Genomic DNA, 20,813 nt, shown 5'->3' with positions numbered 1-20,813 from the left:
AACGGTTTTACCCCGCGTCTGTGGCGGACGCGTCGGCCGGGGCGAGGTTCGGTCCCGGCGTGTCGGTGCCGTCCTTGCTCTTTCGCTCGTCGGCCTTGCGCCCGCGCTCGTCGCGCTTGCGGTCGCGCTTGTCCTTGGCGTCCTGCTTCCTGATCTCGTCGACCGCCTTCTCCATCGCCTTCAGTTCGGCCCGCACGTCGTCGGCGGGGCGGCGTTCGAGGGTCGCGCCGTAGCGCATGGCCAGCAGGTTCATGGCCTCCGTGTCGGCCTCCTCGACGCCGGCCAGGATGACGGTGCCGCCCGGCGGGACATGCGGCGTGAAGGCACCGACGGCTTCGGTCGCTTCGGTGGCCCGCTTGTAGTCGTGTCCTCCGCCGATCAGCGCACCGATGCCCCAGCCCATCAGCAGGCCGAGGGGGCCGCCGAGGATGCCGACGAGTGAACCGACCAGCGAGCCGACCGCGGTGCCGCGTCCGGCCTCGGTGTCCATGCCCTCGGGGAAGTGGACGGTGCCGTCCTGCGTGCGCTCGATCAGGACGGCGCCGCGGACCTCGGTGGTGGCGGAGTTGAGGTGCTTCAGCTCGCTGAGCGCGTGGTAGGCGGGGGCGCGGTCGGCGAAACGGAGGGCGATGGCGTTCTCGGTCGTGGTCACAGACATGAGCTGTCTCCTTGGAGCCTCAAGGGGTGGGTGACTTGCGGGGTCCGCTGCCGCGGGCTCCGCGCCACCTGTGAGACAGTATGTATCAGAGCAAGTTTGTGAGTCAAGTCGTCTCACAAACTGCTCGGAAGGAGAGGTGCCCCATGTCCCGTGCGAACGACGACCCCCGCGCCCGCCGCAGCCGTACCAGCGCCCTGGCCGCCGCCACCGAACTCCTCGCCGAAGGAGGACCGGGACACATCACCCACGCCGCCGTCGCCGCACGGGCCAACGTGGGCCGCGCCACCGTCTACCGGCACTGGCCCGACCTGCGGGCACTCCTCATGGACACCCTGACCACCGCCGCCCATCCCGTGCTCCCCCTGGGCCACGGCCCGGTCCGCGACGAGTTGGTGACGCACCTTCAGCAGCAGACCGACTGGCTCAACCAGCCGGTCTCCGCTTCCGTCATCGCCACCGTCATGGAGCGCGCGGAGCGGGACCCGGACGTACGAAACCTGCGCGACGAGATGGTCAGCCGCGCCGGCGAGCATCTCACCGACGCGCTCGCCGCCGCCGTCGCACGCGGTGAACTACGCGCCGGCATCGAAGAACACACCCGGGACCTGGTCTCCCGAATCCTCGGTCCCCTGCTTTTCCAGCGCCTCATGCTCGGTACCCCGCCGGATGGGGTGACGGTGGCCGACACGGTCGACGCCGCCCTCGCGGCCTGGCAGCCGAACACATGACAGTCGCACGCAGTCCGACACCGAGCGGTTCGAACAGCAGCCGACCGGCACATCGACACCTCACGCGCCCGGCCTCATCCCCGGGCCGCACCGTCGACGGGCGAAGCCGACGCTCAGACCGGGGATATCACCTCTGCCGCGCCGCTCAGTGCCCAGCGATCACCTTCACCATCACCACGCCTGAGCCGATCGCCGCGTCCAGCAGCGCCGCCATGCACGAAGGCAGTACCCCACCGCCCATCCGCAGCCCGCCGGCGAAGCCCCAGACCGCCATCGAGGCGACGTCCACGCCGACCGCGATCCACAGCGCGGTGGACAGATCGAGTGCGCCGACCGCTGACAGGGCGATCATCAGGAGCGGGCCCACGGCGCAGCTGAGCAGCGGGCTGCTGACGAACAGCAGGTGCCGTACCTCGCGGCGGTTCGCCAACCGTTGGTGAACGACGCGGTGGGCCTGCATGTCGGCCACCAGCGTCGCCAGCCACAGGCCCACCGCGGTGCCCGTGACGTACCAGGCCGCCGTGCCGTGCTGGGTATGCGTGTTCTGCGCCAGGCCGACCAGCACGGCGAGCATGGTGATCACCGCGTAGATCCGTTCCTTGAGCCGCTCGCCCAGGACTTCGAGCTTCTGGGCAGAAGGTTCCGGGGAGCCGGAGGCCGACGGTTGTTCGGCGTCGAGGTCGGACATGCCGGAACCGTAGCGGAAGGATGTTGCGGTCGAATCGTCGCCGGCGGCTCCGCATCGGACGGTTACGCGTTCGGCAGCCAGGGTGCGAGCGCGGCGTCGACCGAGCTGATCACCATGTCCTTGTCGAGTCGCGCGCCGAGCATGAACCGCTGGAACAGCAGGGGGCCGAGAATCCGGGAGACCAGTTCTCTGGCGTGTTCCTCGACGCCGGGGCGGAGTTCGCCGAGTTCGACGGCGGCGGCGAGTGCCCCCGCGAAGTGCTCGTCGGCGTGGCCGAACATCTCTTCGCGGATGCGCCGTACGTCCTCGTCCCGTTCGGCCCGTTCGACGACGGTGGCGATGACCGATACGGCGACGGGCTGGTTGAGCCAGTCGGCCATTTGCTCCAGCTGGGTCACCAGCTGGTGGCGGACCGGGCCTTCGTCGAAGGTGAGCAGGGGGCGGACGTCGTTGGCGAGGGCGTCGAAGAGGAGGGTCTGCTGGTCGGGCCAGTGCCGGTAGACGGTGGCGCGGCCGACTCCGGCCCGTTCGGCGACGGCGGCGTGCGTGACGCGTTCGGGTCCGCCTTCGACGAGGAGTTCGGTGGCGGCGGTCAGGGCGGCGGCGCGGCTGCGGCGGGCGCGGGGGTCTTCGTTGGTACGGGACATCGGAACTCCTCTTCCCAGCCTCTCTGAGACAGCTTGACTCACAGATGTTCTTCGATACATACTGTCTCACAGATGAGGGAGACCTCGCCAACCCGGGCACCACCGGCCGTAGGTCGGGATGCCTGCCGACCCCAGGAGTGAGCTCATGACCGTGAACGAGAACGCCGTCGCCCTGCGCTTCGCCGACCGCGCCACCGCCTATCAGGCGCTCAGCGACCTGAAGCACTTCAGCCCCGCCACGACCGAGGTCCGTGCCGCCGTCCTGGTCGAGCGCCTCGAGGACGGCGCGGTGCGCGTCCCGGAGGGCATGGACACCGAGGAGGGACGGAACACCGCGGTCGGCGGGCTGGTCGGCTCGCTCGTCGGCATCCTCGGCGGACCCCTCGGCGTGCTGATGGGCTGGGGCGTCGGCGCGCTGATCGGAGGCGGCCACGACTACAAGCGGGCCGAACGCGGCACCACCGCCGTCGGTGCCTTCGCCCAGCACGTCCCGTCGGGCGGCACAGCCATCCTGGCCGAGGTCAGGGAGTCCGACACCCACGCCCTGGACCAGCTGGCCATACGCTACGACGCCATCCTCGAGCGCCGCCCGGCCGACGCCGTACGCACGGAACTCAAGGCCATGGAAGAGGCCGCCGAGCAGGCGAGGAAGGAGCAGGCGAAGCAACGGCGCGACCGCGAGCGCGCCGAGAAGAAGGCCAGGAAAGGCGGAGCGACACCGCCTCAGGAGGCCACCGCCTGACCGGAACAGGCGCCGCAGACGCGGGGCTGCTCCCCCCTGCCCCGTACGCGAGGGCGGGCCGACCCTGGCCCGCCCTCACCGCATTCGCCCGGCGCCTGTCCGACAGTTGCCCGTCGCATGGCCGTCCTGTGGCTGACGCGTGCGGCTCACTGCCCGGTCGGCGCCGCCGATACCTCAGCGCCGTCCGGCCCTGTCTCACCGGGCTGGACGGCCGGCGTCGTCTCGGGGTCGTTGTCGTTGTCGTCGGCGAGCTTCTTTTCCGGGAGGACGAAGGCGAGCACGAGGCCCAGGGCGAACACCGGGACCAGATAGCGGAACACCGGTGTCAGGGCGTGCTGGTAGGCCAGGACCACCGCGTCCTCGATCTCGTCCGGGAGGGAGTGGACCAGGGCCGGGGTGATCGAGTGGGTGTCGCCCACGGTCCCGGTGGCGTCAGCGGGCAGGCGCGCGGCGAGCTGGTCGGTGAGGCGGTGGGCGAACAGTGAGCCGACGACCGCGGTGCCGAGAGTGGAGCCGATCTCGCGGAAGAAGTTGTTGGCGGAGGTCGCGGTGCCCACGTCGGAGGCGGGGAAGTCGTTCTGGACGGCCAGGACCAGGGGCTGCATCGTCAGGCCGAGACCGGCGCCCAGCAGGAAGACGTAGACACAGACCAGGACGAGTGGGGTCTCGGTGTTCAGGGTGGACACCAGCAGCGCGGCGACGCACACCAAGGCCGTGCCGAGGATGGGGAAGATCTTGTAACGGCCGGTGCTGCTCATCAGCCGTCCGGACGGGAGGGCGGTGGCCATCATGCCGACGACCATGGGGATGAGCAGCAGCCCGGACTCGGTGGCGCTGAGGCCATAGACCATCTGCAGGTACGAGGGCAGGTAGCCGATGATCGCGAACATGCCGATGCCGACGACCAGGAGCCCGATCAGGGTGGCGATGTTGAAGATCCGGCTGCGGAACAGCCACAGCGGGATGATCGGCTCCGCGGCACGGCGCTGGGAGACGAAGAACAGCACCCACGTCAACAGGCCGCAGACAGCCATGCCGATGATGAGCGGATCGGACCAGGCGTACTCCGTGCCGCCCCAGGTGGTCACCAGGACCGTGCACGTCACCGCGGTCGCCATGAGGGCCAAGCCGACATAGTCGAAGGCGACCTCGACGGCTCTGCGCGGCAGGCGCAGCGCGAACGCGCCGACAGCGAGGGCCAGGGCGCCGACCGGCAGGTTGATCCAGAAGCACCAGCGCCAGCCGATGCCGTCGGTGAACCAGCCTCCGAGCAGCGGTCCGGCGACCGCGGAGAAGCCGAAGACGGCGCCCATCGGGGCCATGTATCTCGCACGCTGTCGCGGCGGTACAAGGTCGGCGATGACCGCCTGCGAGGTGATCATCAGTCCGCCGCCGCCCAGACCCTGCACAGCCCGGCCGATGATCAGCCAGGTCATGTCCTGCGCAGCCCCCGCGATCACGGAGCCGGCGAGGAAGACGCCGATGCCGCCGAGGAACAGGAACTTGTGGCCGATCAGGTCGCCGAGGCGGCCGTAGACGGGCATGGCGATGGTGGCCGCGAGGATGTACGCGGTGGTCACCCACGCCATGTGGTTCACGCCGTGCAGTTCGCCGACGATGGTCGGCAGCGCGGTGCTGACGATCGTCTGGTCCAGGGACGAGAGCAGCATCGCGGCCATGAGGGCGGCGAATATGAGGCCGAAGTGGCGAGGTGTGCCGGAGGAGTTGTGTTCCTCCGCCTCTACGACGGGGGGCGAGTCACTCAAGGGGAGCTCCTTGGGGGATGAGTGAGGGCGAAGGAGCCCGTGACGGCCCAGGGGTTCCACGTAGCGTTGGACGTACGGAACCGGGGAGTCGTCCTCGTCACCGGGAGGGCTCCTGGCTCCCCCAGCTCTCCATGCCGGTGCGCACGCCGCGGTCAGGGCGAGCGCGGCGATCAGGGCCTGCGACCGCCTACAGAGCCGCTGTTCACGCCCCATCGACCGCCTCGATGGCTACGCGGTCGACGCGGCAGGCCCAGGCGTGCGTACGCGTGCGGTGTCGGCACACCGGCGGTGGGGACGGTCGGTGCGGGTCAGCGTGGGCGCAGGCCGTCGATGAGGAGAGTGCAGACGGCCTCCAAGGCTGCGTCGCTCTCTGGGGCCTGCCACTGGGCGGCGTGGACGGGGTGGTGATAGCCGATGGTGGCGTCGAAGACGGCGCGTGCCGTCGCGGCGGGGTCGGCGGAGGTGAAGTCACCGCTGCTGACGCCGTCGGCGATGATGACGCGCAGTTGCTCGATCAGGTCGGCGACGTGGTCGGCGACCGCGCTGCTGTGTTCGGCTGCCAGGACGCGGTAGGTGGCGAAGAGCTGCGGGTCCTCGGACGTCACGGCCCGTTTGGAGGCGAACAGCGCGGTGAGCCAGGCGCGCAGCCGCTCGGGCGCTGCCAGCCGGGTGTCGGCTGCGACCGCCGCGAGGTCGCCGTGCGAGCGGCTGATCCAGCGCCGGGTGACGGCTTCGCGCAGTGCCGCCTTGGACGGGAAGTGCTTGTAGACGCTGGCGTGGCTGACGCCCAGAGCGCGCGCCACGTCCAGCACCGTGGCCTTCTCCGGCCCGAAGCGGCGTAGCACGTCCTCGGTGGCGGCCAGGACGGTCTCGGCGTCCAGCGCCGTACCCGAACGCATTCAGCGCTCCCCGTCCTTCATGCCCGGCGCTCCGCGGTCCCCGGCCACCGCGGAGACCGGCACCGCCTGCTCGATCGACGCCAGCTCCTCCTCGGTCAGGACCAGCCCGGCCGCCGGCAGCGCCTCGTCCAGTTGCTGCCGCGTGCGCGACCCGACGACGGCGACGATGTCACTCAGCTCGCGGCCCTGGGCGAGCACCCAGGCAATGGCCAACTGGGCCGCCGTGGCCCCGCGGGCATCGGCGATCTCGTGCAGTGCCTGGACCAGCTTGAGGTTGCTCTCCACGTTGCCGTCCTGGAAGCGCGGCATGAACGCCCGGAGGTCGGTCGGTGAGGGGGCCTGCCGCGTCCAGTTGCCACTCAACAGCCCGTAGGAGAGCACCCCGTAGGCCGTGACAGCGATGCCCAGTTCCCGGCAGGTGTCCAGGACACCGCCCTCGATGCCGCGGCTGAACAGCGAGTACTCGACCTGCAGATCGGCGATCGGGTGAACCGCGTGAGCCCGCCGGATCGTCTCCGAACCGACCTCCGACAGTCCGATCGCGCGCACGTGACCGGCCTGCACCATCTCGGCGATGGCTCCGATCGTGTCCTCGATCGGCACCGTCGGATCGAGGCGTCCCGGCCGGTAGATGTCCACGTGGTCGGTGCCGAGCCGCCGCAGCGAGTAGGTCAGATAGTTCTTCACGGCCTGCGGGCGCCCGTCCATGCCGACAAAGTTCCCACCAGGATCCGTCAACGCGCCGAACTTCACGCTGAGAACGGCCTTCTCCCGTCCCCCGGCGGACAACGCCCGGCCGATCAACTCCTCGTTGTGGCCCGTTCCGTAGAAGTCGCCGGTGTCCAGCAGAGTGACTCCCGCATCGAGCGCAGCACGGATGGTCGCAATGCTCTCCGCCTCATCCGCCGCAGTGGTCCTGTTCGACATCCTCATACAGCCCAGACCGAACGCCGAGACCTGCGGACCACCGGTCCCCAACTGCCGTGTCTCCATGACTCCTACCTCCCGGTGAACAAATACCCGACACCTTCGCGCAGCCCGTGACGGCTCCTGGAACCCGTGCATCCGTACCACTGATCTTACAAGGTTGAAGTAACAGATTTCAAATCTTGTAACCCCGAAACGTGCCGTCGACTGGAGGAGAACATCGCCGCCCAGGCCATCGAGCTCGACGCCGCCACTGCGCTCCCGGGAGAGCGGTTCCCCTCGCCGTTCCGGACGAGCAGTCGGGCGGGCCGACGCACCGTTCCGCACCACACTGTGGTGGTACGGCGCCAACCGCCCCGGTACGATCACCCGCCCCGGCGGACGACGCCGCAGCCGCGGATCGCCGACGCCACTTACAGGGAGTCCGAGACCATGACCACAGCACGGGACCTGCTCATCGTCACCCTGGACTCCGCCGCCGACCGCCCCACCGAGCAGGGCGACGTGTCGCTGGCGCTCGCCGGAGCCGAACTGCTCGACCTCGCCGACGCCGGGGCCGTCACCCTGGACGGCGACCACATCGTCCCGGGGCCGCAACACGACCTGGACGACCGTTTGTTGAGCGAGGCGGTGGCGGCCCTCGTGCGGCAGGCGCCGTACGAGTCCGTCGAGGAGTGGCTGTGGCGCCGGGGCCGCGGCCTGCACGCCGCGTATGTCGCCGCCCTGGAGACGGACGGGGATGTCGCCCGGCCACGCCGTCGCTGGAGCCCCCTGCGCAGCGACCGAACGGCCGTGCCCGACTCGCCGGCCCGGAGCCACGCGGCCGAGCGCTGGGCGTCGGGTGAGCCCGTCCTCGCCGGTCTCACGGCCGCCGTCGGGATGCGTGACGAGCCGTCCGAGGACCTCGCTGACCTCACCGACGACGCGGTCGTCACCGTATTGGCGGCCGTGAGCGACGCCGTGACGGAGCTGGCGGCCGAACGGCAGCGGCGAAGCATCGAAGACGCGGCTTTCGACAACATCTGGCGAGGGCCGTGACCCGCCCGGCGATGACCGGCGGACGTCGGCCATGATCATCAAGTCCCGGCCGCGGACGTCGACTACCGCGGCAGCCGCTCCCGTTCAGGAACTGGAGCGCTGCAAGTCGTAGTCGTGTGCGTGCGCGGAGCGGTGCTGAAGCCGGGCGGCCAGTGCCGCGACGTCGTCCTCGGCGTTGCGGGCGTCGAGGCGGGCGAGCGCCGTGTCGAGTACGTCCTCGACCCCGGCGGCGGCCGAGAAGCTGAGACCGGCGAGCCGGTGCAGGGACTGGTCGATGTCCTCACTTCGGCGCTCGACGAGTCCGTCGGTGAACAGCATGAGTGTCTCGGAGGGCTCCAGCCGGTACGTCGCCGGCTGGTAGCCGCCGAGGCCGGTGCCCAGAGGCGGGCCGACCGGCACGGGAAGGAGTGCGACCCGGCCCTCTCCGTCGATCACGGCCGGCGGCAGGTGACCGGCACTGGCCAGGGTCACCAGCCCGCGGACGGGGTCCACCCGCGCGATGAGGCAGGTGGCCGGGCGGCGGTCCGCCTCCCTGGAGGCGATGTCGTCGAGCTGGCGCAGCACGCGATGCGGCGGCAGGTCGGAGGAGGCTATGTACCGCAGGGCCGAGCGGTAGGCTGCCATGTCCACGGCGGCCTCCAGGCCGTGCCCCATGACGTCACCGACGACCAGGAGCGTACGTCCGAAGTGCAGCCGGACGGTCTCGCACCAGTCACCACCGACCAGGGCCCGCTGCCCCACGGGCAGATAGCGGATGGCGACGTCCAGGTTGGGGTGCGGCCGACCGGGTTCGGCGAGCAGCGCACGCTGCAGCTTGCCGACGATGCCGCTCACCGCGTCGTGCTCCCGGGCATGCCGGATGTTCGAGGAGGCGTGTTCCGCGAGGAACTCCACCAGCTCTCCCTCGGCACGCGTGAACGGCGCACCCTCACGGGCACACACCAGCAGGCCGTACTGGTGCCCGCCGGCGGTGAGCGGCACGCACAGCGCCGGCCGGAAGCCGTCGGAAGCCGCATGTACGATCCCGTCCTCCCCCAGCGCCGCCGACTCCCCCGCGACAGCTGTCGCCCACTCGACGCCGGGCAGCACCGCCGGGTTCCCGCACACGGCCTCGTACTCCGAGCCGCCCCCGCTCCGCACCCGCAGGATCGCCGCCGCGGCGCCCACCTGGCCGGCGACCTCCCTGGTCAGCTCCGCGCAGGTGGTGTCCTCGTCCAGCGTCGTACCGATCCGCCCCGCGGCCGACCGCAGCGCACCCAACAGGGACGGCGCACCCACGCCTCGCGCGGGCACACCGCCGCGACCGCCGGCCTCCACGGCCGCCGGACTGTGAAACGACTCGAACCACTGCGGCACAACCACCACCCTAAGGGCGTTGCAAATCGGCCAACGTAACACCCGGGTTTCATTATATCGAACACACGTTCGCATGGATGCGGCCACCGGCCGCCGACAACCATGTGAAGACGCCGTCCGCCGCTCAGTAGCCGGGTGGGATACGGTCCTGCGGCCCGTCGGCAACCTCTGCCGCGCCGTCGTCCCTCTGCGCCCGCTCGGCCACGGCCGGGTCGGCCGAATCCGAGATCAGCTCGGCGATGCGCAAGGTGCACTCCCACTCCGTCAGCCTGCCTTTGATCACCACCAGGTAGGACTCCTGATCGGCGAGGCGGTACACACGGCGCCGCTTCTCGACGATGTGCTGGCTCGGCACATATGTGTGGACCGCAGCACGGAGTGCCTTCAGTGCCTGGTCCTTGGTTTCCTGCCCATGGCAGATGAACTCGGTCTTGTATACGTCGCTGGAGTACTGCGCGACGACGACCCAGTTGCCCATGCACTCCCCCTCGGAGCCGTCACGGTCGGTGTTCCTCAACGGCCGTGAGGAGCAAGTGTCTCCCCGAAACGGGCGTCGGCGGTGGGGGCACGGAGCGTGCCGCCGTTGAAGGACCATGAGCGGTTGGTGGACAGGCCGCCGCTGGTGCCGGGGAAGGCCCAGACGCGGCCGTCGCCCGTGTCCTCGCCGGGGGCGGAGGCGATCAGGCTGGTCCTGAGGTTGCGGTCGGCGTCGATGAGCCGCAGCGCGCCGCCGAACTGGTCGGCCTTCTCGGGGGTGCCGGGGACGGCCCTGGGGCTCTGGCTGAGGGTGCGGATGCCGTGGGTGGTCAGGCCGGTGGCGGAGCCGCGCATCACCCAGACGGTGCCCGCGTCGAGGGCGGTGCCCATGTCGTTGCCCGGGGCGCCGATCGCGACGTCGCCGTAGCCGTCACCGTCGATGTCACCGACGCTCACGGCACCCCCGAAGCGGTCGCCGACCCGGTTGACGCCCGGGACGCCCGGCGAGTTCTGGGTCCAGAACTGCCTGCTGCCCAGGCCGCCGGGCCCGCCGAGGTGGACATAGATGACACCGGCGCCGGACGGGTTGCCCGCGGAATCGCGCTCGCTGGGCGAGCCCACGACGAGGTCGGCGTAACCGTCCTTGTTGACGTCGCCCGAGGCACCGACGGGGCCACCGCCGGAGATCTCATAGCGGTCCGCCCACCCACCGCCTCCCCCGGACACGTAGACCGCCCTGCCGTACACGCCCGCCTGGCCGTAGCTCCCGGTCCCGAGAATGACGAGGTCGTCCGCGCGGTCCTTGTTGTAGTCGCCCATGGTGAGCGAGGCGGGACGGAAATCCGCGGGTACGAAGTAGGACAGCGCGGTGTAGTCCGAGGTCATGACCCGGCCGTAGGGCATGACCTGGAAGCTGAAGGCCCACAAGGTGCCCTTGGAGATAATGGCGACCGACGAGTCGACGATCTTGAACCATCCGGCGGCCAGTCCCATCCCGAAGCGGTTGCCCGCCACCGGGGTGATCTCCCGCAGCCATCGGCTGTCGGTGGCCTGCAGCCCGGTCGCGGAGCCGAACAGCACGGTGGCCGAGCCCGCGTCGACGGCGGAGCCGACGTCCTTGCCGGGGGCGCCGACGATGAGGTCGTCGTAACCGTCGCGGTCCACATCGGCCGTGGCGGTGGACTGCCCGAACCGGTCACCGCTCTGCGCGAGACCTTCCACGCCGGGGGTGCTCATGCTGAAAGTCGCCCGCCGGGAGGTGGAGAGGCCGGTCGCCGAGCCGTACAACACGGCGACGTAGCCGGCGCTCTTCTTGCCGCTGACGGTGCCGCCGGGGGCGGAGACGACGAGATCGCGGTAGCCGTCGCTGTTGAAGTCGTCGTGGGTGATGGGCGCGGGGGCGGCGGCGGTGGCCGACGTGGTCGTTACGGTGATCGTGGCGCCGATCGTCAGCAGTACGGTCGCCGCGGCCGTGGCCGTCGTCCGACTCGTCCTGCGTCTGCTGGTGGGTCGCTTGCTGCGCACGATGCGCCTCCCGGGATCGCGGCATGGCCGGGCGCGGAACGGCGGGGGCCGGCGAGGGGCCCGTCCCCGCCGTCGCCAGTTGGACCCGGCAGCGGGCCCAAGGGTTGCGCCACACCCAGCGCTCGGAGACGGGCACGCCGGGTTGGTCCGGGAGGCGGTCCGGGGAAACCCACCAGCGGCAGCTCGGGCGGGCTCCCCGGACCCGACCTCACCGCGCCGAGGGCAAACCCCACAGCCAGGCCGTGATCGCCCTCGCCCGTCGCAGAGTCAGCGTCCTGTGGCTGCCGATCCGGTACGGCCGGCCGACAGCTACCTCGCCGGTCTCCACTTGCACTCCTCGATGATCTGGATCAAGGACCTCACCAGGACCACCCGATGATCACGACTCGATATGCCCCTGGGTGACGCGCTGAGGTGCCGGACGCCAAGGGCGGGCAGGAGTTGAGTCAGCGGTCGACCAGCCGTGGACGCGGGGCCTCGCCCGTGGATTCCGCGTCGGTGTCGTCGGTGCCGACCGGGCCGCGGGGAAGCATCCGGTCCAGCCACTTCGGCAGCCACCAGTTGGTCCGGCCGAGGAGTGTCATGGTCGCCGGTACCAGCACCATGCGTACGACCGTGGCGTCGATGAAGATCGCGGTGGCCAGGCCGAGCCCGAACATTTTGGTGGAGGGGTCCTCGGCGACGGCGAAGGACAGGAAGACCGCCACCATGATGAGGGCGGCCGAGGTGATGATCCGGGCGGTGCCCGAGACGCCCTCAACGATCGCCGTGCCGTTGTCGCCGGTGCGCAGGTACTCCTCGCGTACGCGGGAGAGGAGGAACACCTCGTAGTCCATCGACAGGCCGAACAGGATGGCGAAGAGGAACGCCGGGATGAACGACACGATCGGAACCGTCGCTTCCAGCCCGATGAGTGCGCCTCCCCAGCCCCACTGGAAGACCGCGACCATGATGCCGTAGGCCGCGCCGATGCTCAGCAGATTCAGCAGTACCGCCTTCAGCGGAACGAGTATCGAGCGGAAGACAAGCATCAACAGCAGGAACGACATCGCCAGCACGGCGGCGACGATCACCGGCAGGCGTTGGCTGGTGCGTTGGCCCACATCGGACAGGCTCGCGGCGGCGCCGCCGACGTGGGCCCTGGCCGGGCCGTGCCCGATCGCCGTGGGCAGCACGTCGGTGCGCAGCCGGGCGATGGTGTCGGCCGTGGCCTTGTCCTGAGGGCTGGTGGTCGGGAACACCACGAGGGTCGCGATGCCGGTGGCCCGATCGATGTGCGTCGGCGCGACGGATGCGATGCCCGGATCCGCCGCGACCGCCCCGACGAGTTGGTCCAGCACTCCCGGATCACCGGCGGGGTCCGCGGCGATGACGAGGGGACCGTTGGTGCCCGGGCCGAATCCCTCGGCGACGAGGTCGTAGGCCCGGCGCTCGGTACGGCTGTGGGGCAGTGAGCCGTCGTCGGGCAGGCCGACGCGCAGGCCGAGCACGGGCAGCGTCGCCGTCAGCAGCAGCGCCGCGGCGCCGACCGCGTACGGCACCGGGTGCCGGCTGACATGCCCGATCCAGCGACGCCACCCGGCGGCGTGGGCGGCGCCTGCCGCCGGGTCCCGCCGCCGTGCGAGTCGGCCCGGCTTCCTGGTCTGCAGAGCCCGGCCGATCCTGCCGGCCCGGGCCAGGCGCGGGCCCGCCGCGCCGAGGAAGGCCGGCAGCAGCGTCACCGACGCGAGCACCATCGTCAGGACGACGATCGAGACAGCAAGCCCGCCCACCGTCATGAACGGCACGTTCGCGACCGCCAGACCGAGGATCGACACGACGACGGTGCCGCCGGCGAAGACCACCGGCCGCCCCGCCGTCGCCACCGCTCGTCCGGCCGCCGCCTGCGGATCGAGCCCGCGCGCGAGGTACTCCCGGTGCCTGGCGAGCACGAACAGCGCGTAGTCGATGCCCACTCCGAGCCCGACCATGCTGCCCAGGACCGGTGCGAAGGTGGGGACCTCCGTCACCCCCGCCAGTACCGTCATCGTGGCGACCCCGACGGTCAGCCCGAAGACCGCCATGCCGATCGGCAGCGCGGCGGCGACGAGCGAACCGAACGCCAGGAACAGGATCGCGGCCGCGGCGAGGAGTCCGATCAGCTCGCTCGCGCCGCCGTCGGAGCCGGAGAAGGCGTAGAAGAGGTTCCCGCCCATCTCGATGCGCAGCGGCAGCTCGGCGCGCAGCCGGTCGCCGAGATCGACGAGGGCGTCGAGGTCTTCGGCCGACAGCCGGCTCTGGTCGGGGTACTGCACCCGGACGACCGCGATCCGCCCGTCGGCCGAAACGAGGCCGCCGCGCACGGCGGTGTCCCCGCCCGCGTCGAGCGCCCCCGCCGGGTCGCTCGTGCCGAGCACGTGCGGCAGCCCTTTCACCTCGGCCCGCAGCCGCGTGAGAGCGGTGCGCGCGCCGTCGTCGTCGAAGAACGTCCCACCGCCGTCGAGGGGGGTGACGACCACTTGGGCGGTCATCCCCTCCTGGCCGGTGCCTGCCCGCTCGATCAGCTCCGCGGCCCGCTGGGAGTCCAGTCCCGGAGCGGTCAACGAGTCCGCGGTCCGCCCGCCGAACGCGACGGCGGCGAGGACGGCGAGCGTGGCGGCGATCAGCCATGCCGCGATCACCCGCCAGGGATGGCGGGCGGCGCTTGCGCCCAGGCGCAACAGGGCTTTCGAGAGCATCGGGTCCTCCAACCACCTCGTCGACCGTCCGTGTACGGCCGCCGATGCCGAGGCTCGTCGCCACGGCGCTCCGCGACATCGGCCCGCGGGCCGCGGATCCGTCGGCCCCGGGGTGGAGTGACGACCCGTCCTTTCGGCCGATGCGCTGCGCCCCGCGGTCCCTAGGCTGAGAACCGTGCTCCGAGACGACCTGCGAACCCTGTGGACCGAACCCCGGCCGCCCGACGCGCCCGCCCGGGTGCGGCGGGACTGGGCGCTGCTCGCCGCGGGCCTTGCCGGTGTGGCGCTGGAGGCCACCCTGCGCGAGAACGTCGTGTGGCGGCCGGTGGCGGTGGTGCTCACCGTATGGCTGTGCCTGCTACTCCTGTGGCGCCGGACCCGCCCGCTGGCGATGGTGACGCTGGCGTTCGGCTCGATAATCCTGCTTCCGGTTGCCTCGCTCGTCGCCGCACCGCGCGAGCCCGTCGGCCTGGACACCGGCGCGGTCGTGCTCGTGCTGGTGTACGCGCTGCTCCGGTGGGGATCGGGACGCGAGATCGTGCTGGGCGGCGCGGTGATCCTCGCGGTCGGCGCGCTGTGTGTCGTCACCTACGAGAGCCCGGTCGTCGAAAAGGTCGTGGGCTTCGTCTTCCTGCTGCTGCCCGGCGTGGTCGGGGCTGCCGTGCGGTTCTGGGGGACCGCACGCGAGCGGCAGTTGGAGCAGGTGCGCTCCCGCGAGCGCGAGCAGCTCGCCCGGGAACTGCACGACACGGTGGCCCACCACGTGTCGGCCATGGTGATCATCGCCCAGGCGGGCCGGGTGCTCGCGGGCCCCGACCGGTCCGCCGCCGTCGATGCGCTGGAGGGGGTCGAGGAGGAAGGGGCGCGCACGCTGGAGGAAATGCGCGCCATGGTCGCCGCGCTGCGCGACCGCGGGGTCGGCGCCGAACTGGCGCCCCCTGCCGGAGTCGCGGATCTGGAGCGCCTGGTGCGCACCCCGGGTGGTCGCCTCAGGGTCGACCTGGGGCTCGACGGCGAGCTGGACGCGCTGCCCCCGGCCGTGGACGCGGCCGTCTACCGGATCGTGCAGGAGTCGGTGACCAACGCGCTGCGCCATGCGGTCGACGCGACCGACGTCGTCGTCCGGGTCGCCGCGGAACGACACATGGTGCGGGTGAGCGTGCGCGACAACGGCCGGCGCACCGGCCGGGGTCGCGAGGGATACGGACTTACCGGATTGCGCGAGCGCGCGACGCTGCTCGGCGGCACACTACGAGCCGGCCCGGGTACCGACCGGGGCTGGCATGTCGACGCCGAACTGCCGAGCGCGAGGAGCGAGAACGGTGTCCATTCGCGTCCTCGTCGCTGACGACCAGACGATCATCCGCACCGGGTTGCGGATCATGCTGAACGCCCAGCCCGGCATCGAGGTGGTCGGCGAGGCCACCGACGGACAGGAGGCGGTACGTCTGGCCCGCGAACTGCGCCCCGACGTCTGCCTGTTCGACATCCGCATGCCCGTACTCGACGGGCTCGAGGCCACCCAGCAGGTCGCCGGCCCGGGCGTCGCCGACCCGCTGGCCGTGGTCGTCATCACCACGTTCGACCTCGACGAGTACGTCTACGGCGCGCTGCGTGCCGGCGCCCGCGGATTCCTCCTCAAGGACACGGGACCAGACCTTCTGGCCCAGGCCGTACGGTCGGCGTCCGGCGGTGAGGCGCTCATCGCGCCCAGCGTCACCGTCCGTCTGCTCCAGACATTCGCGGACCTGCCCGCCGGCCGGCCCGTGGCCCAGCCGGTCTCCCCCGTCACCGCCCGCGAGGAGCAGGTGCTCCTCGCCGTCGCTCGCGGGCTGACCAACACCGAGATCGCCGATGCACTGCACATCAGCCTCAGCACGGTGAAAACGCATCTGGCCAGCCTGATGGCCAAACTCGGCGCCCGCAACCGGGTCGAGATCGCGATGTGGGCCTACGAAACGCGCCGTATCCTCCCCGGAACCTGAGCCGGGTGCCGGGCCATGCCCCATGAGTCGCCGCCCGGACATCAGTGCACCGGTCGGCTCACGTCGGCTCCACCTGCCTCACCCGCGCGATGATCTGGATCAAAGACCTCACCAGGACCACCCGATGATCACGACTCGATATGCGGCCTAGTTCGGGTGATCAGCAGACCGCCACAACCAGCGCAGAGCATCTGGGAGCAGGACACCACCGTGGTTGGGGCTGTGGCCGCCATCGCCCAGGACGAGGCGGAAGTCGTAGCCGGCTTCCGCGAGTGCCGCCGCGACCCGCAAGTTTTCGGCGAGCCAGTTCGCCTCGGGCTCGTTCCAGCGCAGGTCGCGATGGCCCGCCTGCAGGAAGATGCGCAGCGGCTTGCGGGGGACGCGGGGAATGACGTCGGGGTACGGGTTGCCGCCCGGCATCTGCGCGAAACTGGACAGGTACCCGATGACGCGGCGGAACTTGTCCGGGCGTAACCACGCCGCGGTGAAGGCGCAGTTGCCGCCGCTGCTGCCACCGCAGATGCCCCAGTGATCGGGGTCCTCGGCGATCGAGTAGCGCTTGCTGACCTCGGAGACGATCTCGTTCAGGAGGAAACTGACGTACCGATCGTCGAATGCGTCGTACTCGGCGTTGCGGTTCTTCGGATCTTCGGCGTCGGGGAAGATGCCGGGGTCGACGAACACGCCGATGGTGACCGGGATGTCACCCCGGTGCATGAGGTTGTCCAGGACGATCGCCCCGCGGACCTCACCTGCGGGATCCAGGTACCACCATCCGTCCTGGAACAACATGAGTGACGCCGGGTTGGCAGGGTTGTAACTCGCCGGCACGTGGACCCAGAACTTCCGGGACGTGCCGGGGTACATCGCGCTGTCGTTCCAGTCGAACTCGATCGTCTCCCCGACGGGCACGTCCGGCTGTGGAGCCGAGTCGGGGCCATGGGCGTAGCGAACGTCCGACTGGTCAACCGGAATTGGCCGGTAGGGCACCTCTGTCGTCACGCCGGCCAACCTAGGAGAGATCGCGAACCGTCTCCAAGGGGTTTAGGGCCTGCCTCGCGTGATGTGCGGCTACGGCCATGACGAGGACGGACACCAGGACGATGCCGGCGCCTACGTAGAGCGGTGCGGTGTAGCCGAGGCCCGCGGTGATGGCCAGGCCTCCGAGCCAGGCGCCGAGGGCGTTGCCGAGGTTGGACGCGGACACGTTGGCGCCGGCGGCGAGGGCCGCCCCGTGGGCGTAGTCGGTGACGCGGGTAATCATGCCGGGGACGCCGGCGAATCCGAACAGGCCCATCAGAAAGACCAGGATCACCGAAGCGGTCGCGCTGCCCGCCAGCAGGCCGAACGCGGCCAGGGTGATGGTGAGTCCGAGCAGGGCGAGAACCAGGGCGCGATCACGGTCGCCGTCGGCCGCGCGTCCGCCGATCAGGTTCCCGACGACCAGGCCGACGCCGTACACCATCAGCAGCCAGGCGACATCCGCGGAGGAGAACCCGCCGACCTCGGTGAAGGTGTAGGCGATGTAGCTGAACGCGCCGAACATCCCGCCGTAACTGAGCGCGGTGGCTGTCAGGGTCAGCCAGACCTGCCAGGACCGGAACGCACGGAACTGGGCCCGCAAGCCGATGGGCGGCATCGGGGCGGAGCTGCCCGCCGCGGTCGGAGGTCGCGTTTCTCCCGCCCCGGCGGGGACGAGGGCGACGATGCCCGCCAGGGCGAGTACGCCGATTCCGGTGACCGCCCAGAAGGCCGCTCGCCAGCCCCACCGCTCACCGACGAGCGCGCCGAACGGCACGCCGAGCACATTCGCGACGGTCAGCCCGGCGAACATGACCGCCACCGCACGGGACTTCCTTTCCGGCGCGACCAGGCTGCGAGCGACCAGCGAGCCGATACCGAAGAACGAACCGTGGCAGAGCGCGGCGACGATCCGCCCGAGCAGCATCACCTCGTAGTCAGGCGCAACCGCCGACAACAGGTTGCCGATGACGAACAACCCCACCAGGCCGACCAGGACCCCCTTGCGGGGCAGCCGCGCCGTCGCCGCGGTCAGCGCGATCGCGCCGACCGCGACACTCAACGCATACCCGGAGATCAGCCGGCCCGCCGCCGCCTCGGACACCCCGAAACTCGACGCCACCTGCGGCAGCAGCCCGGCGATCAGGAACTCGGTCAGACCGATGCCGAAGCCGCCGAGTGCCAGCGCGATGAGTCCACTCGGCATCCGTCGCTCTCCGATCGCGAGCCCAACCAGTCATGAGGCAGCGGGAGTTCCGGCCGTGGCCGGCCCGCTGTGCCATCAGAGGAACGGAGTTCGGCAGGCGCTGTCCATGGACTCGACGACTGAGCGCATGCACTTTCACTTGGATTCGATGCGGCCCAATGGATTGCCGCTCGCCGTCAACGCCGTGCGGGCTGCCGGCCAGCTGGGGTCCTGCGGGTCGAGCGCGCTGCGAAGGTAGGCCCAGGTGAGCCGTTGGATGAGGGCAACTCGTTGGGGGTTCTCGTCCGTTGTCTCCTTGGCTTCGTAGCCGGGGATTCCGCCCAGCGAGTGTTCGGCCCCGAACACGGTGAGCAGGCTCTTGCTGCCGGGACTCAAGAAATAGGGGTCGGCGCACCAGTCCGGCCCCCGAACGGTCAGCGGCGAGTCGTCCTGATCCCCCGCGACCACGAGGGTCGGCGTGGTCATGTCCGCGAAACTCGGGTTCATGAACGGGAAGTGCTCGGCCGCGAACGGTGTCAGGTCGGCGCCGCCCTGTCCGGCCGTGGCGAGCAGTACGCCCGCTTTGATGCGCGAGTCGGAAAGGTCCTCTCCCTTCTTGTTCTGCTCATCGAGGACTCGCAGGCCCAGCAGATTGCCGGCGGTCTGGCCGCCGAAGGAGTGGCCGGCTGCGGCGATACGGCTTCGGTCCAGGCGGCCGCTGAGGCCCGGCACGGCGGCTTCCAGGAGATCAAGGTGGTCGAGGATGCGCTTCATGTCCTCGACTCGGTAACGCCAGATCCGTGGTGTGCGGGGATCGTCCGGGGGAAGGGCCAGGGTCCTGGAGTCGAGATGCGTGGGCTGGATGACGACGAATCCGTGAGCGGCCCAGAAGTCGGCCAGCGGTCCGTAGCCGTCCAGCGATGAGCCGAAGCCGTGCGAGAAGACAATGAGGGGCAGTTCGTGTCCGGCCGTCGGGGCGGACACGCGCACGTGGAGGTCGTATCCACGGCCCGGCGCCGGCAGCGGTATCGGCTTCACGGAGACGATGGGAGTGGGCGCGCTCATGGCTGGATCCATGGTTGCCCTGGCTGATTCGGCCATGGGGCGGCCTTCCTTTCAGCAGTTGCGCGGTTGACGTCCTGGGTCTGGCATCATGAAGAAGTGGGACAGTGTCCCGTTTAATAAATACGGGACACTGTCCCGTTTAGCAAGCAAGCACGGCAGCGAAGGGAAGGGTGCGGTGAACGAAGACGAGCGGGACGCAGGACGCGCAGCGCGGCCCAAACGGGCCGACGCCCGGCGCAACCAGGAGACGCTGCTCGACGCGGCCGCCGCGGTCTTCGTCACGGCAGGCGTGGAAGCGCCGATCCGCGACATCGCGGCCAAGGCCGGGGTCGGAACGGCCACGATCTACCGCCACTTCCCGACGCGGGCGGATCTCATCATCGCCGTCTACCGCCACCAGGTCGACGCCCTCGCCGAGGCCGGGCCCGCCCTGCTCGCGAGCAGCGCGACTCCCCACGCCGCGCTCGGGCAATGGATCAACCTCTTCGTCGACTTCCTGGTCACCAAACACGGGCTCGCGGCCGTCCTGCAGTCCGACGACCCCTGCTTCGACCCCCTGCACTCCTACTTCCTCGACCGCCTCGTGCCTGTCTGCACCCAGCTCCTCGAAGCCGCCGCCGACGCCGGTGAGATCCGCCCCGGCCAGGACGCGTACGAACTCATGCGCGGCGTCGGAGGGCTGTGCGCGGGCGCCGGCGACAATCCCCGCTACGACGCACGCCGACTGGTCGAACTCCTCATCGCCGGGCTGCGCCTACCGGGGTGACGGCGGCCGTGCGTCGCGATGTGGGCCGTGACATCGTGGGGCCATGACCATCGAGGTGCGCCCGGCTTCGGTCTTCGAGGATGTCCGTACGCTGCTCGGTCCCAAGTCACCGGGCGCCAACGTCTGCTGGTGCCTGAGCTACCGGATCCCGTCCAAGCTCAACAACGAGCTGCGCGGACCGGCCCGCGGTGAGTACGTCGCCGACCTGTGCCGCGGGAAACCCGCTCCGGGAGTGATCGCCTACGACGGTGAGGAACCCGTCGGCTGGGCCGCCGTCGCGCCCCGATCGGACACCTCCTTCGCACGCAACCGCAAGATCCCGCACGTCGACGACCTGCCCGTCTGGTCGCTGTGGTGCATCCGTGTGCGCCCCGGCCACCGGAAGAAGGGCGTCTCGCACGCCCTCATCGCGGGCGCGGTGGAGTTCGCCCGCGCTCACGGCGCACCGGCGATCGAGGCGTATCCTCTCGACAACGGCGACGCGAGGGTCGACATGACGATGGCGTACGCCGGGCTGCGGAAGAACTTCGAACGCGCCGAGTTCGTGCACGCCGCCGACACCACCTCGGTGCTGGCCGGTCATCCCCGGATCCTGATGCGACTCGACCTGCGCTGACCGGTCAG

General features: G+C 70.5%; 20 protein-coding genes. 7 read left to right on the top strand and 13 right to left on the bottom strand.

Annotated elements, in window-relative coordinates:
- Positions 1-7 precede the first annotated feature (7 nt).
- A complete protein-coding gene (locus tag OG828_RS46715) occupies positions 8-658 on the bottom strand; it encodes a histidine kinase (RefSeq protein WP_328504573.1) in 651 nt (216 codons plus the stop codon).
- Between the two features lie 143 nt (positions 659-801).
- On the opposite strand from OG828_RS46715, the gene OG828_RS46710 reads away from it, so the two are divergent.
- Complete coding sequence (locus tag OG828_RS46710) at positions 802-1,386, top strand: TetR/AcrR family transcriptional regulator (protein ID WP_328504572.1); 585 nt, start codon at positions 802-804, stop codon at positions 1,384-1,386.
- A 145-nt stretch (positions 1,387-1,531) separates the two neighbouring features.
- Here OG828_RS46710 and OG828_RS46705 read toward each other — a convergent pair whose 3' ends face one another.
- Together OG828_RS46705 and OG828_RS46700 are read right to left on the bottom strand one after the other, a co-directional pair.
- Positions 1,532-2,074 carry a hypothetical protein gene (locus OG828_RS46705; RefSeq protein ID WP_328442151.1) on the bottom strand — a complete coding sequence of 181 codons (543 nt, stop codon included), beginning with the start codon at positions 2,072-2,074 and terminating at the stop codon, positions 1,532-1,534.
- Between the two features lie 62 nt (positions 2,075-2,136).
- Positions 2,137-2,721 carry a TetR/AcrR family transcriptional regulator gene (locus tag OG828_RS46700; protein ID WP_328371123.1) on the bottom strand — a complete coding sequence of 195 codons (585 nt, stop codon included), beginning with the start codon at positions 2,719-2,721 and terminating at the stop codon, positions 2,137-2,139.
- 145 nt (positions 2,722-2,866) lie between these two features.
- Here OG828_RS46700 and OG828_RS46695 point away from each other — a divergent pair, with 145 nt between their 5' ends.
- Complete coding sequence (locus OG828_RS46695; protein WP_328504571.1) at positions 2,867-3,463, top strand: hypothetical protein; 597 nt, start codon at positions 2,867-2,869, stop codon at positions 3,461-3,463.
- 146 nt (positions 3,464-3,609) lie between these two features.
- Here the strand turns inward: OG828_RS46695 and OG828_RS46690 are convergent, their stop codons facing one another.
- The 3 genes from OG828_RS46690 to OG828_RS46680 form a co-directional block, all read right to left on the bottom strand.
- Positions 3,610-5,229 carry an MDR family MFS transporter gene (locus OG828_RS46690; RefSeq protein ID WP_328504570.1) on the bottom strand — a complete coding sequence of 540 codons (1,620 nt, stop codon included), beginning with the start codon at positions 5,227-5,229 and terminating at the stop codon, positions 3,610-3,612.
- Between the two features lie 308 nt (positions 5,230-5,537).
- Entirely contained in the window at positions 5,538-6,128 is a 591-nt protein-coding gene (locus OG828_RS46685; protein ID WP_328504569.1) for a TetR family transcriptional regulator, read from the bottom strand.
- On the bottom strand, positions 6,129-7,121 hold the full coding sequence (locus tag OG828_RS46680; RefSeq protein ID WP_328504568.1) for an aldo/keto reductase: 993 nt from the start codon (positions 7,119-7,121) through the stop codon (positions 6,129-6,131). It lies immediately after the preceding gene.
- A gap of 366 nt (positions 7,122-7,487) precedes the next feature.
- Between OG828_RS46680 and OG828_RS46675 the strand changes: the two genes are divergently transcribed.
- The gene (locus OG828_RS46675; protein ID WP_328442146.1) at positions 7,488-8,093 is read left to right on the top strand and encodes a GOLPH3/VPS74 family protein; all 606 of its coding nucleotides are present in this window, start codon (positions 7,488-7,490) and stop codon (positions 8,091-8,093) included.
- Between the two features lie 84 nt (positions 8,094-8,177).
- On the opposite strand, the gene OG828_RS46670 is transcribed toward OG828_RS46675, so the two are convergent.
- The 4 genes from OG828_RS46670 to OG828_RS46655 form a co-directional block, all read right to left on the bottom strand.
- Entirely contained in the window at positions 8,178-9,449 is a 1,272-nt protein-coding gene (locus OG828_RS46670) for a PP2C family protein-serine/threonine phosphatase (protein ID WP_328504567.1), read from the bottom strand.
- Positions 9,450-9,573: 124 nt separating this feature from the next.
- Complete coding sequence (locus OG828_RS46665; protein WP_328504566.1) at positions 9,574-9,927, bottom strand: hypothetical protein; 354 nt, start codon at positions 9,925-9,927, stop codon at positions 9,574-9,576.
- Positions 9,928-9,962: 35 nt separating this feature from the next.
- Positions 9,963-11,450: an FG-GAP repeat protein gene (locus tag OG828_RS46660; RefSeq protein WP_328504565.1), complete on the bottom strand. Its 1,488-nt coding sequence runs from the start codon at positions 11,448-11,450 to the stop codon at positions 9,963-9,965.
- 446 nt (positions 11,451-11,896) lie between these two features.
- Entirely contained in the window at positions 11,897-14,167 is a 2,271-nt protein-coding gene (locus OG828_RS46655) for an MMPL family transporter (protein ID WP_328504564.1), read from the bottom strand.
- A 175-nt stretch (positions 14,168-14,342) separates the two neighbouring features.
- Here OG828_RS46655 and OG828_RS46650 point away from each other — a divergent pair, with 175 nt between their 5' ends.
- Both OG828_RS46650 and OG828_RS46645 read left to right on the top strand, forming a co-directional pair.
- Positions 14,343-15,515, top strand: coding sequence for a sensor histidine kinase (locus tag OG828_RS46650; RefSeq protein ID WP_328504563.1), 1,173 nt, complete (start codon positions 14,343-14,345; stop codon positions 15,513-15,515).
- Positions 15,490-16,152 carry a response regulator transcription factor gene (locus OG828_RS46645; protein WP_328504562.1) on the top strand — a complete coding sequence of 221 codons (663 nt, stop codon included), beginning with the start codon at positions 15,490-15,492 and terminating at the stop codon, positions 16,150-16,152. The genes OG828_RS46650 and OG828_RS46645 overlap by 26 nt, the downstream gene beginning before the upstream one ends.
- 147 nt (positions 16,153-16,299) lie before the next feature.
- Here the strand turns inward: OG828_RS46645 and OG828_RS46640 are convergent, their stop codons facing one another.
- The 3 genes from OG828_RS46640 to OG828_RS46630 all read right to left on the bottom strand — a co-directional run bounded on the left by OG828_RS46640 (position 16,300) and on the right by OG828_RS46630 (position 19,423).
- Positions 16,300-17,154 carry an alpha/beta hydrolase gene (locus OG828_RS46640; RefSeq protein WP_328504561.1) on the bottom strand — a complete coding sequence of 285 codons (855 nt, stop codon included), beginning with the start codon at positions 17,152-17,154 and terminating at the stop codon, positions 16,300-16,302.
- Between the two features lie 10 nt (positions 17,155-17,164).
- Entirely contained in the window at positions 17,165-18,379 is a 1,215-nt protein-coding gene (locus OG828_RS46635; protein ID WP_328504560.1) for an MFS transporter, read from the bottom strand.
- A 135-nt stretch (positions 18,380-18,514) separates the two neighbouring features.
- Complete coding sequence (locus OG828_RS46630) at positions 18,515-19,423, bottom strand: alpha/beta hydrolase family protein (RefSeq protein WP_328504559.1); 909 nt, start codon at positions 19,421-19,423, stop codon at positions 18,515-18,517.
- 175 nt (positions 19,424-19,598) lie between these two features.
- Between OG828_RS46630 and OG828_RS46625 the strand changes: the two genes are divergently transcribed.
- Positions 19,599-20,189: a TetR/AcrR family transcriptional regulator gene (locus OG828_RS46625; protein WP_328442139.1), complete on the top strand. Its 591-nt coding sequence runs from the start codon at positions 19,599-19,601 to the stop codon at positions 20,187-20,189.
- Between the two features lie 43 nt (positions 20,190-20,232).
- Complete coding sequence (locus OG828_RS46620; RefSeq protein ID WP_328442138.1) at positions 20,233-20,805, top strand: GNAT family N-acetyltransferase; 573 nt, start codon at positions 20,233-20,235, stop codon at positions 20,803-20,805.
- Positions 20,806-20,813: the final 8 nt, after the last annotated feature.

The organism is Streptomyces sp. NBC_00457, assembly GCF_036014015.1.
GTDB lineage: Bacteria > Actinomycetota > Actinomycetes > Streptomycetales > Streptomycetaceae > Streptomyces.
The sequence above is the reverse complement of the archived record's forward strand: the minus strand, read 5'-3'. Positions and strand labels throughout refer to the sequence as shown.